The organism is Bartonella sp. AP19HLJMH, assembly GCF_042196245.1.
Taxonomy (GTDB): domain Bacteria; phylum Pseudomonadota; class Alphaproteobacteria; order Rhizobiales; family Rhizobiaceae; genus Bartonella.
On record NZ_JBHIPX010000001.1, the window covers coordinates 330,758 to 346,485 of the forward strand.

Annotated in this window: 10 protein-coding genes and 1 tRNA gene; 2 read left to right on the forward strand and 9 right to left on the reverse strand. The window is 37.2% G+C overall.

All coding sequences use genetic code 11. The features are described 5' to 3' along the window. Positions 1-802: 802 nt before the first annotated feature. The 4 genes from ACFINR_RS01335 to ACFINR_RS01350 form a co-directional block, all read right to left on the reverse strand. Positions 803-1,054 (reverse strand): hypothetical protein, encoded by a 252-nt coding sequence (locus ACFINR_RS01335; RefSeq protein ID WP_375652346.1) that lies wholly within the window; start codon positions 1,052-1,054, stop codon positions 803-805. 296 nt (positions 1,055-1,350) lie between these two features. Next, a complete protein-coding gene (locus ACFINR_RS01340; protein WP_375652347.1) occupies positions 1,351-1,851 on the reverse strand; it encodes a hypothetical protein in 501 nt (166 codons plus the stop codon). Positions 1,852-2,261: 410 nt separating this feature from the next. Further along, on the reverse strand, positions 2,262-5,459 hold the full coding sequence (locus tag ACFINR_RS01345) for a DEAD/DEAH box helicase family protein (RefSeq protein WP_375652348.1): 3,198 nt from the start codon (positions 5,457-5,459) through the stop codon (positions 2,262-2,264). 28 nt (positions 5,460-5,487) lie between these two features. Next, a complete protein-coding gene (locus ACFINR_RS01350) occupies positions 5,488-7,404 on the reverse strand; it encodes a site-specific DNA-methyltransferase (RefSeq protein ID WP_375652349.1) in 1,917 nt (638 codons plus the stop codon). Between the two features lie 371 nt (positions 7,405-7,775). Here ACFINR_RS01350 and ACFINR_RS01355 point away from each other — a divergent pair, with 371 nt between their 5' ends. Further along, a complete protein-coding gene (locus ACFINR_RS01355; RefSeq protein WP_375637995.1) occupies positions 7,776-8,102 on the forward strand; it encodes a hypothetical protein in 327 nt (108 codons plus the stop codon). A 414-nt stretch (positions 8,103-8,516) separates the two neighbouring features. Here ACFINR_RS01355 and ACFINR_RS01360 read toward each other — a convergent pair whose 3' ends face one another. The 4 genes from ACFINR_RS01360 to ACFINR_RS01375 all read right to left on the reverse strand — a co-directional run bounded on the left by ACFINR_RS01360 (position 8,517) and on the right by ACFINR_RS01375 (position 11,976). After that, on the reverse strand, positions 8,517-8,645 hold the full coding sequence (locus ACFINR_RS01360) for a DUF2924 domain-containing protein (RefSeq protein ID WP_375631508.1): 129 nt from the start codon (positions 8,643-8,645) through the stop codon (positions 8,517-8,519). Positions 8,646-9,458: 813 nt separating this feature from the next. Further along, positions 9,459-9,962: a hypothetical protein gene (locus ACFINR_RS01365; protein ID WP_375631507.1), complete on the reverse strand. Its 504-nt coding sequence runs from the start codon at positions 9,960-9,962 to the stop codon at positions 9,459-9,461. A 717-nt stretch (positions 9,963-10,679) separates the two neighbouring features. After that, positions 10,680-10,756, reverse strand: a tRNA-His gene (locus ACFINR_RS01370). Positions 10,757-10,893: 137 nt separating this feature from the next. Further along, positions 10,894-11,976 (reverse strand): quinone-dependent dihydroorotate dehydrogenase, encoded by a 1,083-nt coding sequence (locus ACFINR_RS01375; RefSeq protein ID WP_375652350.1) that lies wholly within the window; start codon positions 11,974-11,976, stop codon positions 10,894-10,896. Between the two features lie 1,316 nt (positions 11,977-13,292). On the opposite strand from ACFINR_RS01375, the gene mscL reads away from it, so the two are divergent. Beyond that, positions 13,293-13,700 carry a large conductance mechanosensitive channel protein MscL gene (mscL, locus tag ACFINR_RS01380; protein WP_026500234.1) on the forward strand — a complete coding sequence of 136 codons (408 nt, stop codon included), beginning with the start codon at positions 13,293-13,295 and terminating at the stop codon, positions 13,698-13,700. A gap of 18 nt (positions 13,701-13,718) precedes the next feature. On the opposite strand, the gene ACFINR_RS01385 is transcribed toward mscL, so the two are convergent. After that, complete coding sequence (locus ACFINR_RS01385) at positions 13,719-15,425, reverse strand: ATP-binding protein (protein ID WP_375652351.1); 1,707 nt, start codon at positions 15,423-15,425, stop codon at positions 13,719-13,721. Positions 15,426-15,728: the final 303 nt, after the last annotated feature.

The following is a 15,728-nucleotide window of genomic DNA, read 5'->3' on the forward strand; positions in this document are numbered from 1 at the left end:
CTACAGTCATTGATAAAAGATCCTCAGCGAGCCGTTTGTTCGTCTTGTATATCCATTTTTAGTATTTTTAATCAAACTTTTTGGTACTGCAAGTAATACACCTGTGCTAACCTTTGCTTACTCGCTGCTTACATACGTAAAAAAAACAAAGCCGACCAAGTTGTCAAAAAACACAGGTATTAGCATTTTTACAATCCATTGTGCCTATACACCAATTAAAAAAGAGCGTTTATGATACATAAGGCACCTCGATGCCCCACCGCTCTACGATCTAAAATTATGAAACTTTAGTTCAACAACCAACGCACAATATTTTACGAACGCAAAAGCACCATCTAGCACTCACTAGGAGAGCATTCTATAACTATACGCACCATGTCCACATCACAAAACCTATAGAGGCTTCATATGAATGATTGCCCTCCCCAAAAATAATAATTTTGGCCTCCTCCGAATCCAATCTGAAGTATTCATTTAACAACACATCAATATCATATCCTCTTGATATACTCGTTCGCGATATTTCTGGAGAATAACAGCACAATCATTTGGCGCATTCAAATCGGTAAGCATCTCTGCTAAAAACGATGGACAGCTATTAATTTCGACTCAATCCATATAAGATGACCCACACACTATTTTTTCCTGTGTCTTTATGTAAGTCATAGGCAAGTCCCTATTCAACTGTATCTTCACTCTCAGACCTCTTCGTTTTTTATTAACTTTTTATCAGTATAAAGCTAGGCCAAATTAAGCGGGATAATTGAACATATACAAACCAAGGCAAAACAAAAAGCTGCTTCTATACAAACATTATTTGCCAACCAACAATCAGCACAAGCGCTAAAATACCCAAAATACGCGCAAAAAAACTAACAATGGATAAAACCGTATTTGCATTCTTTTGTTGAATATGTTTAAAAAATTCTGCTTCAAACTGCGTCATAGGAACAGAAAAAAACTGTGAAATACGGTGAATAAAATAATAGGAGCCCAACTGTTTGCAACGAGAAGCAGAGCAAGCATAACAACAGCACTTAGGACGAGTGAGCACAAAGTTATCGCCATAGGAGCATATTTTTGCATAAGATATTTAATCACAAAGCGATTAAATAAGTATTTTACGAGAGTATAAGACACAAAGCACAGGCCAAGAATAAGAATTTTAGTCTTTCCTGTCGCATTGTCTAATACTCCTGTCTGTCCCAAAATAAAAGGTTGCCAAAAATGAAATATTGGCTGCAATGCAGCAACAATAAAACCACATATCAATATGTAATATAACCCGATTTTTGAGGTAACTAAATAAGTAAAAGCTTCTGTTGCATGCAACAAAGAACCCGAGTCTATTTACTGACTATCCGAAGCGGATGCAATACCTATCCCCGTCACCCGACTAAACAAGAATACAAGCACGAAAAACCCGAAAGAACAAAAATAATATGCCGACTGATAATTATCCATACACAAAACAATAAGAACACCTAGCGCACCAGCAACCATATTCATGAATGCCATCAGTTCCCGCTTATAGACGTTTACTTGGTGGTAGATCAAACTACCCTTGTATCCACCGCCGTCGATTAAGCCTTTAATCCATGTACTATCAGCGCCAAAGCATAAAGCAAAGCCTAAAGCATATATAATTTCTGCCGGAATTAAGACAGAAAGATTAGGCGCGTAAATACATAAAAAGAAGAAGAGCGAAAAAAAGAAACATGATAAGATAACATTTTTTTTAACGCCAATTTTATCTCCTAAAATCCCACAAGGCACTTCAAAAATACAAATAGCCGCGCTAAATACAATTTGTAATAAGGATAACTGTGCTATACTAACACCCATAGACAAGAAAAAAAAGCATGGAAGGAACCTGTAATCAACCGAACCCCGCTCATTGCCCCACAGCCATAGAGCAACTTTTTAACTTCATAATCTATCGTCATTAATATATCCAAAAGCTATAAAGCTGGCAGCTTTTTTTGCCGCCAGCTTTGTATATTTTAAAACTTCAATTCATAGAAGCGCCTCAAGCAGCCATTTTCTGCTCACTTGCTCGGGCTTTGAGCGCAGCAACATCAACCTGTTTAATTTTTTTTCAGTGGTTTATACATATCTTTAGTTTTCATAACTTTACCTCCTGTATTAAATGAAAACAATTAAATTCAACATGAAGTGTACATTATAACTACCTTTTATCAATTTATTATTTTGATATAAAAAGCTTTTCTCCCTTCCCCCTTAAGTATTTCATGCTCCAATCATTCTGTAACAACCACCGCAGCACTTGGAAACTCATGCGCCCCTTCGGGCAAAGTACGCTTATATTCACGCCAATTTATCACCGGCTGGTCGTTAAACGCAACGCTCGTTTGCAGTGCAGCAAAATGCGCTTTGCCGCATTTAATCTTCAGTATTTCTTTAAGTCGCAAATCAAACTCGCTGTTTGCCCCTTTTGTCTCCAGCACAAAGTAAAGCTTTTGTTCGCCATCTCGCTCTAAAAAAACTGCCCAATCAGGCGTATAAGAACCAATGGGAGTGGCTATTTTAAAACTTCTTGGTAGTTTAAAAAACAATCTGACTTCAGGATCATTTTCAAGACTTTGTGCAAACTCTTTCTCCACACTGCTTTCATAAACCACATGATCATACACACTCTTCTCACTCACAACAGCTGTACGCTCTAAATTTGCCACAAGCTCTTCACTGGTAAAAAGCTCTTGCACACTATATTCTTGCCCGACCAGCTTTAAATATTTAATGCCATCAATTGTAAGATTAACATGGGTTTTATTGAGTATTTCTTCTATGCGCTCTAAAAAAGCTTGTGGATTTTTTACAAACTCATGCTCACGGCCACTCTTGGTCAAAATACCAATAATTGTCTTTGTGGTTAATTTCAGCTTTAAGGTCAAATAATGTACAATGTTCGGCAGTGCACAAAAACTATAATCAAGCGCACTCTGCTTTAATAACTGCTCTTCATAGGTCACACCAGCACTATCCAGTTCTATCTCTGCTGTCTGATAAACCAAATGCGCGGGCGCAACTGGCGCCATTTTCTCCACTGCATCCACTGCTTTGGCAACAAACTCTGTGCGATCAAGCTTTGCACGATAAGTGGTCTTTTTATTGATCTTCTCCCACAAGGCCAAAAACTCTGGTGAAGCCACTGTTTGCTTTTTAAGCTTAACCCGCACCTCGCGCGTAGCATTACGAATAATCGGCATGGCTTGGCTCGCTTCTAGCGCCTGCAGCACAGCCTGCTTCTGCCCTTTACTAAAACGTTCACTTAAATCTAACGTCCCAGTCGCCCATTGCGCTTTTAATGTATCTGTGATTTTTCCTGCTGATGTAAGCAAGGCTTTTTCACGCAACTCAACCAATATATCAGCAGCCTCTTGCGAAGACAGAATTTTTGTTTCCGTCACAGCTGTCATATAAATCAGATCTTGCAGCGTCTCAACATTAATAAGCGCGCCCGCATCAGTTTTTTTCACAATTTCTTGACGCAATTCGCGTGGCATTTCCTCCGCCCCTATAGCCTCAAATTCGCTCGCCACTAAATCTTGATCTACTTTAACGACACCCGCCTCATCAATAAAATCTTTTGCAACAAGTATTTTAACAATTTTTTGTGCTTGCGATACTTCCACTTTAGCGGCCACATATTTTACATCTTCATAAATACGGCCAACCAAATGCTCCATCTGCAATGTACCAAGTTTATAACCAATATCCGCCTCTAATTCTTTTTGCAATGTACTCACAAACTCAGCAAAGCTTTCATTCACCATAACATGCAGCACATTTATATCTTTATCTTCTACCTGTTCACCGTGCTGGTTTACGCACAAGCGCAAACCGCGACCAATCTTTTGCCGTGCGGTAAAATTCGATTTTTGCTCAATCAACATACACACTTGAAACACATTCGGATTATCCCAGCCTTCTCTCAAGGCCGAATGCGAAAAGATAAAACGCAAGGGGCATGCAAAAGATAATAACCACTCCTTATCACGCATAATCGTGTTATAAGTGTCATCATCAGCTTGGCTGTCGCCCTTTGTATCCTTATAGACGCCTTTTTTGTCTTGCGAGAAATAACCGCCGTGCACGTTTCGAACATTTTGCGCAAACTTAGTTCGCAAGGAGGCATATTTCTTTTTCGCCAACAGCTCTTCGTAACATTCTTCAAACATACGCTCATAAAGTGCTGGCTCTTCATCAGAGCTACGATATTTAGCCACCTCATCAATAAAAAAAAGTGATAAAACTTTAATCCCTAAAGGCGCAAGCCGCAATTCTTTATCTAAATGTGTTTCTATAGTGCGATAAATTTGCGCGCGTTTAAGCTCTATTGTACTCACATCACCAAGGGCGTGGCCAAATTTGACAATTTCAGTATCAGAAAACTCAACGGCTTCATCCCCCGCCATGCAATTGATACCCGAAACAATATAACCCCTATAAAGCTCACGCCCGCCCGTAACGCGATACAGATCATCGCCTTGTCTCACTGTAACTGTTTTGCGGCTCACAATGCCATTCTTTCCCGCAATATCCAACTCTAAGCGCGCCTTAAAGCCATGTTTGTGTGATACGGATTTCAAGGCAATATAGGGACGGTTAAAATTTTGCTCTATCTGATTAGAAGAGACACAAATTTGCTTTACCAGTCCTTTTTTATAAGCATCAACAGGTGTTAAACGATATAAAAGATTAATCTCATCTTTATGCGTGGCACTATAGCGGAAAACACAAAGTGGATTAAGGCTCGCAATAGCCTCCTTCGCTTTTGCTGTATTATCCACCGATTGCGGTTCATCTATGATCACAATCGGATTTGTATCTTGGATATAGCGCATAGCACTTTCGCCATTCAGTCTATCTTGCGGAAGGTTGATAATATTTTCTGCTTTTTTAAATGCATCAATATTGATAATCATAATTTCAATATTGGTAGAGCTTGCAAATTGGCGAATTTGCGAAAGATCTTTTGAATTATAAATAAAATAACGATAGGGCAGATTATCAAACTCTGCTTGAAAATGCTCCCTTGTTACTTGAAGTGATTTATATACCCCTTCGCGAATAGCAACACTTGGTACGACGATAATAAATTTGATAAAGCCATAGCGTTGATTTAACTCAAAAATCGTCTTGCTATAAACATAAGTTTTGCCTGTTCCCGTTTCCATCTCAATAGAAAACTGCTTTTGCTCTAGCGCCTTACTCGCCACGAGTTTATTGTTCTGTTGCACCTCTTGTAAATTTGCTAATATAGTTTCATCACTAATCAATAATTGATTACCATAACCAAATTCATTTAACGCTAATTGTCCTTGTTCTGAACACAAGAAAATAGAAGAATCTCGTCGTGGTTGGCCTTTAAATAAATCAATGACGCTTTTAACGGCATCATTTTGAAATTCTTGTTGTTTAAATTTAAGTTTCATATCGCCGCCCCAATCGTCTCTCTATAGTTTAAATTTTATCAAAACTTACTTCATTGTCTTTAAAGATAAAGTCGCAATTAATAAGCGCCTCATCACTTTTAAAGGCCGCATCAAGCGCTACGATTTTTACGGGCAAATACTTTATCATCTCTTCCGCATCTTCGGGGTCAAAGGGCGGGTCTATGGCTATAATCACTAAGACATCGCCTTCGCTCTCACCTATATAATAGAATTTTTTGCCATTGATTGGTAAAGGATAAATTTTTAAATCCAATGGCCAACCATATTTAAGTATGATCTCGAAGATAATATCTTGATGAGAGCGCTCGGAATTCACCCCCCGTAAAATATGATCCAAACGCATTTGCAATTGTTCTTTAACATCAAGTGCATTCGGATCAATCGGGCTATCGTCCCATATGGAAAAGTTGGAACTATCGAGCTCTAGCACGCGAAATCCGATGTCTAAAGGCTGCTTGCTTGTGAATTCTGCTTCATGCTTTTGCTTGATTTGTGCACCAGCGCGGCGAATACGTTCGCTACCTATATCGCAGATAGTTTTATAACCAGCCTTATAAGCTTCGCTCTTCTCATCACACAATTCAGGCAATTGCACCATGATGAATTTGCGATTGCCACCATCTTCGGAATTCAAAGCCATCACTGCATGCGCTGTTGTACTAGAGCCAGCAAAAAAATCGAGAATGATGTCGTCTTTGTTCATGCCGATTTGCATGAGCAATTTTATGAGTTTGGTAGGTTTAATATATTCAAACAATCCTTGAACATGCATTAATTGATCAATTTCACGTTTGGAAAAAGCGGTATCACCTGAAAACTCTCGTTTAAAAATTCCTGCAAATTCTTCATCAAAATTGGCATCGATCTCCTTGCCGAAAAAAGTCGTAGGAACCAACCCATCTTGAGTCTCATTTAAAAATCTTTTAATCATAGGATAGGATTCGCCTTCGCCCCATATGATCTCATCATTAGCAATTTTTTCTTTCAAAACTTTTTCGCTAAAAGCCCAGTAACGGCCTTGCGGCCTTTTCAGAACCACTCCATTCGGCTTGGTAATTGTATAATCTGCAGCATAAGGCTTATGCGCAGTAATAGGGTCTGCTTTCCAAGGACCCTTGGGGTGATTATCTGGATTCTTATACGCAGAGCTATCCTGCCGTGGTAGTAAATTCCTCTTAAAATTTTCCTTATACTTTGCGTAGCATATAATATATTCATGGCTGACAGAAAAATATTTCGCTGAATTCTTGCGCGTGTGAACCTTCTCCCACACTAATTGAGCAACAAAATTCTCTTCGCCAAAAACCTCGTCGCACACTTTGCGCAAATTATGCGCCTCGTGATCATCTATTGAGATAAATATCACCCCATCGTCACGCAATAAGGTCTGAGCCAAACGCAAGCGCGGATAAATCATATTGAGCCACGCCGTATGAAACCGCCCCATTGTTTCAGGGTTTGACTTCGTTGTCTGCTTGGTCACTTCCTTATATCGCGCCAATGGGTCTTTAAAATCATCATCATAGATAAAATCATTCCCCGTATTATAGGGCGGGTCGATATAGATCATCTTCACTTGGCCAAAATAAGCCCGCTGGATAAGTTTTAACACTTCAAGATTATCGCCCTTAATATAAAGATTATGTGTATTATCAAAGTTTACGCTCTCCTCGCGCTTCGGGCGCAATGTCGCAAGTGAAGGCTTTTGCGCAAGCTTTAAACTTGCTCCTTTGCCCTTCCATTCAAATTTGAACTTCTCAAAATCATTATCAATATATTCGCCGCATAGATTAAGAAGCTGATCTATATCCAGCTTTCCCTCAGCAAAACATTGCGGAAAGGCTGCTTTTAACTTTTCTATGTTTGGATTAATAGGGCTTTGACTCATGCCCTCTATTTTATCTTCACCCGCTATTATACTCATCTTTGCGCTTCTCCGTTACGCTTAGTATAAAATATGTCTATGAATATTTCTTTTGTACGTCGCAATTCCTTTTATCCTATTTATTTCTATATCCTCTGCAAATTTACTTTCATGAAAAATGTCGTATAAGCTGTTCTCTTTATTTTTTAAAGTTTCTTGTGCTTGTTTTATTTCTTTTTGCTTACGCAAGTCAGCTAGATCAATTCGCATTACCACATTTTGATCATTTTGCTTTTCTTTGATTTACTTTGCAAAAGCAATAATTTCGCGCTCTAAATTGGCGTACTGTTTGGCATAATAAAGGCGGTTATTTTATATTTTTTCTTGTGTGCTATTATGGCACTTACAAATATTATCAATAAGCTTATCAATTGGCACAAGCACATCCAAAATATGTCTATCTTTTAGCCTTGTCATATTTCTTACAAATCGAAGAGCTGTATCGTCAATTTGACGACATGCCACCATGGGTAATTTTAAAATTGCGTCACATGTGGCTTGGTCAAGCACATACAAGTACTATCACTGCCAACGAAAACATAAATTTCTTCATCATTTATTTTGACGCAATAAAAACCATTTCACAAGGGATTATGTCAGCATCCACTTCTAGTTCTCCCTTGTCCGCACAAGCAAGATTTGCTAAAATACCTTTCACGGTGTGTAAAAACACCCTCAAACGCCCACCAGCAAGCTGAAAATCCTTCCCATGCCATAAAACGCTTTGCCTTTATAGGTTTTATACTGTGTGTCAGATTCATAATAAAATATAGCTCTTATCATTTTGTCCCTGAGTGATTTGTATTGCCTTATCAATCATATAATTAGGCTCATGTACAAACCATGCTTTTACAATCTGCCATAGGAATGTATTAATCTCTTGCACTCGCTCCTTAAATATATTGCGGCATGATTTTTACATTATCAGCAACGTTGGTATTAATTGCCAACCTTCATGACGGTAAGCTTTAACAAAGCTTTCGTCTGCTTCTTTTTGTCGTCCCGTTAGTTAAACTCTTGCTTTAAACCTTCTTCGGTTTTACGTCTATATATAGCGCCGCGTATTGGTTTTATCGCTTGTTTAAGCACCTTTCTTGTCCCCAGTCATCCTCTCATCCCCGCCTTACAAGGCCAAAAAACAAATGGCCATTCCAATTGATGCCGGTAATATGCTTAGCAATAGCTTTCAAGCTTTTGTAAATCTTGCCCTCATTGATAGCCTTTTGACACCACAAGCACATGATGCGTTTGTCCTAAATAATCGTCACTGAAATAAGTGTGCCATAAGGCTTTGGGCTCCTACATTAACGTATACTTTACAGTGGCTATTTCTTGCTCTAATTGTTTACAACTCATTGTCTAATCCTCTCAACACAGGAATGTTCTATTTCCTCGATTAGTCCAGAAAATAGTGTGTGTTCACAAAGTTAGACAAAAATGCAATTTATTCTTTTTCATTGGATAGCTCAACTCCCTCCACGCTTAGAACCAATAAACCTAAGCTTATTGCTGCTATAAGTTTACCGCGCACCCAAAACGAGAAATTTATATCCTATTGAAAAAATAAATTTAGAAGATCCCTTCTTAAACAAAGTCTCGACTAAATAAGATGGTTTGAGCATTTTTAGCAAAAAGAGATAAAAATTCACTATCTCAAGGATCTTAACTACGTTATCGATCATACGCAAAAAAAGCTGAGAAGTGCAGATTTCTAAAAAAAATGAGAATAGTTTTATAAAGAGAAATGGTACTGCAAGCGATACATCGGTTCGAACGTTCTCTTTAAAAACACACCGTAATTACAAGCGGCTTCAAAAAACAGCCTTACTAATATAATATTAGCTAGAGGGTTACATGTATATCGCAATAATAATGCACTCATTCCCGCAAGAGTGCTCCACATATTATGGCGTAGACTGTATAAACTCTGCCGCTCTTGCATACTCAGACGTAAGGCCACTTAGTCGTATAGCAGCCGCAGTTTCAACGTAAAACAGCGGACGCTTCTGTATCATAATACTTGACAGAAGCATCAACAGCTAAGGATATAGGAACTAATTTATATTTTTTCGAAATGTTATATATAAATTTAATGTGCCGCCCCAAAACACACCACCAGTGAACCCACTTAAAAGACCAAAAAGAAGGTTAAAATCAAATGCATATTTCAAATCAGGTACAACCTTGAGAAAAACAATCAATGTGAATTTGATGACAAAAGCGATAAGAATAAATGTCAGCGTCAACGGCGTACCAGGCAGAATAATGAAATCCGTTCCTTCTTTGATTTTTAAACGCGCAGTAGCACGCCAGAGCAACCAGCCAACGCCAACGCCGATCATCAGCCCTGCCAACATTGAGACTGCTCCCCAGCGCAGGAACGCCAGCTCTTTAATCACATCGCTTGCGCCCAAAAAAAGAAAGACTAACGGCAATAGAAAAAGGCGGTTAACCTTCATTTCCCTATCTTTCAATGCGATTATTCCCCTCGCAATGAGAAAAATAAGCAAAATCCAGGCCCATAAAGGAGTTCCAGTCAGAATGTTAAACAATGACATATTATGCTCCATGATGTTTGATGCGATAAAAATATCGCATCATGTTAGGAAAATATTTAGAAAAAAAGATACCAACACAAACTAAACCCATATTGATCCACCAAAGCTGGGGAGTCCCTTCAAAAAAACATTGGGCAGCCCATTAGCAAAAAATATGATAACCCAAATCCATGTAATATATTTATTGATGAGATACAACATAATATGTCTACGTTTTTCCTCACAGACACCAGCACTGGCATAAAAAATAGTAAAGGGTTTCTTTAGTAAAAGGCTAATCAATTTTATCTTCACCCGCTATTATACTCATCACTGCATTTCCCCTTATGCTCAGTATAGAAGAATAGAATATTTATTTTCATGCATATTGCAAGCTTACTGTAAAAAAACAAAACCTTATAGGGGAATTATAGCGATTCTACTTAAACAGAGGCCTTAGGTTCGTATCACGCGCGCCACCCACAAGATGCATACCGACCATAAAATGAGCAATTTTATAACATATTGAAAAATAAATACAAATTGAGCGGAGACCTTTTTAAAAAAGTCTCCGCTCAATGAGACGTTTTGGCCATTTTGGGCGAAAAAGAGGAAAATACACCCGCGCAAGGCCTCGGCTCTGTTATCAGTCAAAGGCAAAAAACGCCGAAAACTGCGTCTTTTAACCGCTTTACAAAACACTGGAAAGGAGAATGAGAAAAGTTGTAAGGAAATCAATGGTACGGTTGGTGGGATTTGAACCTACGACCTCTGGTGCCACAAACCAGCGCTCTAACCAACTGAGCTACAACCGCATAAAATCAAATGTATCATAACTATTCACGATTTCGTAAACATTTATTCTTTGCTTATGTGACATAAGGAAGATCAACAAAGTTTGCAAGCCCCTTTAAAAAAATCTCGCAATTTTTTGTGAAGAAAAAAGCGTTTTTTACAAAGGAAATTTTGCCCAATGCTCAAGACTATGATCACGATAGTCTTTTATGTTATCAACACCGTCTTGTTGCATCATCTGCAAAATCTCTTGCAGAATAGTTATGACAAGATTTGGACCTTCATAAACCATCCCACTATATAATTGAATTAAATCTGCACCAGCTTTTACTTTTTCCAAAGCGGTTTGTGCGTCCTTTACACCGCCAACACCAATAATGGCAATCTCCTTCCCTAATTTTTGACGCATTTTTGCAAGCACAATAGTAGAACGCTCAAAAAGTGGACGTCCAGAAAGCCCACCCTGTTCATTACTGAAGTGACTATTGCTAAGCCCCTGGCGTGAAAGAGTTGTGTTAGAAACAATCAATCCATTAAAATCAGAAAGTTTTATTTCTTCAGCAATATCATCTAATTCTTTCTCTGATAAATCGGGAGCAATTTTTAAAAAAATAGGAATGGAGAATCCATGCTTGTTCTCTTGCTCATTTCGCGCTTTCGAAACTGCACTCAACAAAAGATGCAAACTGTCACGGGCCTGTAAATCACGTAAACCTGGTGTATTGGGAGAAGAAATATTAACCGTAAAATAATCAGCAACATCATAAAAATGAGCAATACCAACAGTATAATCATCAATCTTATCGACCGTATCCTTATTGGCTCCAATGTTGACTCCTACAACACCAGTTTTTTTACGCGCACGCAATCTGTTGTAAACAACTTGATGTCCATCATTATTAAAGCCCATTCTATTAATAATCGCTTCATCTTCTTTTAAACGAAAAAGCCGTGGTTTAGGATTTCCAATCTGAGGCTTTGGTGTCACTGTCCCAATCTCAGTAAAACCAAATCCTAAACGAAAAATACCATCCACAACCTCTGCATTTTTATCAAATCCCGCTGCGAGACCAATAAAATTTTCAAACGCAAGCCCAGCAACAGTTACACACAAACGTTTATCGATAACCTTTTGACAGCCATTTAATCCACTTTTCAGCCCGAGAATCGCTAAACTGTGTGCTTGCTCTGGATCCAACATAAATAAGGCAGAACGGCCAATACAACGAAACAAACTCATCAATCCTTCTCCACAACATAAAAATAATCCATCGCACCTCACCTATATCTTTTAACACAAAAGATTTCCAATCAAAGAGAGCATATTATCCAAATAATATTCCCCTTCTAGAAGAAAATTCATTACACAATAGCCATACATGTTTATTTGATGTATACTGTGTAAAAAATTTTTATTCTTAAAAAACGTTTCTCTTTTTCGACATTTTTTAAAGATTAAAATGTGAATTCTAATCTTATAGAATGCAGCATGAATTGAAACATCAATGGCTCTTCACCATAACCATGGTTTTGTGACATCTCATGCAGGCACGCTCATAATTTTCTTAAAAATGCAGGCAAATTATCTCTATTCCCAAAGTTCCTTTGTGTAATATTGTTTTCAATAGAAACAAAGCTTGTTCTATAAAGCTATTTTTTCCTAGCATTTATAGGATACATAGTTCATAAAATCATCTAAATTCATACTATTGTTGCACTATTTATGAGCAACAGAATGTTCAATCAATTTGTACTCTATTGATAATCTGCGTTGTTTTCTTTGCCATTTCTGATGTATTAAATACAATTTTGCATCTATTAAGTGCTCTGCCTAACATATATTTTAAGTAATGACAGTTGATTATTGAACTCAAACATCATACCAACGACTTCCAAACCAAAATGATCTTGCAAACCCTAGAGCTCTGCTATTTATAAACTGATACAATCTTCCAGCAGATGAAATGTGTTTCTTCCATCCGAATTATCGCCATTTTAGCTCATGTAACCCAATACAAATAGCTTTTAGATAAGCCATAATGCCCTCCTAATTGCTATTATCGCTTACTAAATTAAGAGGAATTAAATTATAAGTTTTACTCCTGTCTCATCTATCTATTTCTTCTATCAGTGCTGAAATATATTTTTTATTCCTAAATTCTCTTTTTATGACAAAATGTTATGCTAATATATGTACTTCATTTGAAAAGCTTTCTGATAGCTCAACTTTCTACACTACTTATTTTGTGGTATTGTGTAAAAACCTCTCTTTTTAATGTTAACATAAAAATCTTGAGGCAATTATATAAATTAAGCTACAGTTTTCTACTTTCTGTTGAAAAAGCAGATATAGTTTTTATCAAAAAAGCTTTTTTCTAGGAAATATTCTATGTACATTCAAATAGAGCCCTAAAGCTCTTTATTAAACCTTATAAAGTTCTTTGAAAATAATATTAATATCGTAATATAATCCTAAAAATAAAATCTGCCCTTTCCTTTTTCATCAAAAGCGGTAAGTAAATTACCGTATATCGCTTATATAAAGGGGAAAATGCAATGCTTAAAGAATTCAAAGAATTTGCCCTAAAAGGTAATATGATTGATCTTGCTATCGGTGTGATTATAGGGGGTGCTTTTGGTAGCTTGGTCAACTCAATTGTCAATGATATTTTTATGCCAATCATTGGGCTGATTACAGGTGGGATTGATTTTTCTAATATGTTTATTCAACTTGCTGGCGAAAAACAAGCAACATTGAGTGCCGCCAAAGCAGCTGGAGCAACCATTAGCTATGGACACTTTATTACTTTACTTATCAATTTTCTCATTATTGCTTGGGTTCTTTTTTTATTCGTTAAGGCTATGAATAAAATTCGTAGAAAAGAAGAAGAAAGCCCCAAAAAAACGTCTTCAGAAGAACAACTTTTAACAGAAATTAGAGATCTTTTGGCTAAGAAAAAATAATTTTATGCAAGATTTACATCATGGAACACGAGGAAAAAACATTTCCACAGTTGTTCCATGATTGGGTTTTGAGAACAGTAAAAATTGTCCCCCTCTTTCTTCCACCATTGCTTTACACATTGGGAGGCCTAAACCTGTTCCCATAAAAGCGCTATCACCAGATCGTCCATCTTTGCGCTCTACTTGACCATAAGGTTGCAGTGCCTGTATAATCTCTTCTTCGTTCATCCCTATACCATTATCACTCACTGAAATTTTTACACGTTCTTTTCTATAAGAAACGTGAACAATAATCTGTCCACCCAAAGGTGTAAAACGAATAGCATTGGAAAGAAGATTCCATATAATCTGGCGAAACACTTGTTGTGATACAGGAATAAATGGAACGTGAGGTGGAGCAACAATACGCATGATAATGCCGTTCTGATTGGCTTGAGTTTCAAGAAAAGCTATCGTCGCACGTAAACAAGATATTACATCAAATGTTTCAGAAATAAGGGAAGAATCAATCTGGTTATCGGAACCAGAATAATTTATCTTCGAGCACTCTAGTAATTGATTAATCAGCAATAATATATGTTTTCCAGAGGAAATAATATCGCGTAAATATCCATGATAGCGCTCATTTTCTATCGAACCAAAACGGCCTTCTCTCATAATTTCTGCAAAACCAATAAGAGCATTCAAAGGTGTTCGTATTTCATGAACAACTCCAACGATTTTATCCTCTTCTGCTTTTTTTTCTCCTGATGGAACTGTTTGTGTCCTATCACGCAACATAACAGCATAATTGCCTTGCTTTGCCAAAAATACAATCGTTATCAAAACGGTTATATTTTTATGATTTTTTGTCATTAAATCAGCGGTTTCACTGCGATTTAAAACCTGATTTTTTTCCTCCATACGGATTGATTTAAAATACTTTTCAACCAAAAGTCGGCTTTGCAAAGTAAATAATGAAGAGAATGGTTGTCCTCGTAGTTCATTTATTTCATAACCCATTAATGCTAAGGCTGCCCTACTCGCTGATTGAACAAAGCCCTCTTCATCCAACCATAAAACACCATCTGTTGCTGTATCCAACAATGATAAAACTGCAGCGGGCTCTTTTACGAGAGCTTGTTCTATAGCATTTACCGGCAATGTTTGTGCATATGGTAACTGAATAGCTGTTTCTTCAACTAAATTTTCTTCTTTTACCGATGAATTCAATTCATCACGCAATTGCTCTGCAATTTCACGAAAAGCTGAGCGTTCTATCTCCGTAAGACATAGCATTTCTGTTTCTAGCTTTTCATTTCTTTTTTCTTGGACTTTTTTTTGTATTTTTAAAACACCAAAGCCACGAAACCCCTTAAGCTGCTTTTTAACATCAAAAATTGGCAAAGCCGACAATTCAACATCAAGCCATTGTAAGCAACCATCAACAGGCCATTGAACAATCTCTTTACTCCAAGGCATAGCCGCTTCAATAAAACGACTGAGAACCAGATATCGATCATCATTAAATTGATGAGCAAGCTCATGAAAACTACACCCTAAAATAGAAGAAGAGAGAGGACCAACAACTTCAGCTAGCTCTTTTGAGACTTCACAAAACAAACCATTGTGATCGATTTCCCACGTAAAAGGCCGTGGCAAAAGCTCTGGTGTAAAACGAAAAGCTTCTTGCTGACATTTTAATTCATTTGTATTTAACTTTAACTCATCTGCTTTTAATGGCATAACTAAAACTAAAAAGTGTTGAATTTACTCTCAAATGAATAATGCTAATTTGTTTACAATTATCTATTCTGGTTAAAATAACTTGATATCTCATATCAATTGTCTGTAGCAAAATTTTGACTGTTTCATCAACAAAACAAGAATAAAAAGAAGCTTCCAGCTCTTGTTGCTTATTCACCCATTATGTAATAAATCTTGTTACAATAATGGTAACATCTCCCTCGCATAAATAGTACTCAAAAAGAATACACTTATTTTACACATTCATGCGCCTTTTTTGAAAAGATATCTCCCAAGATCCCC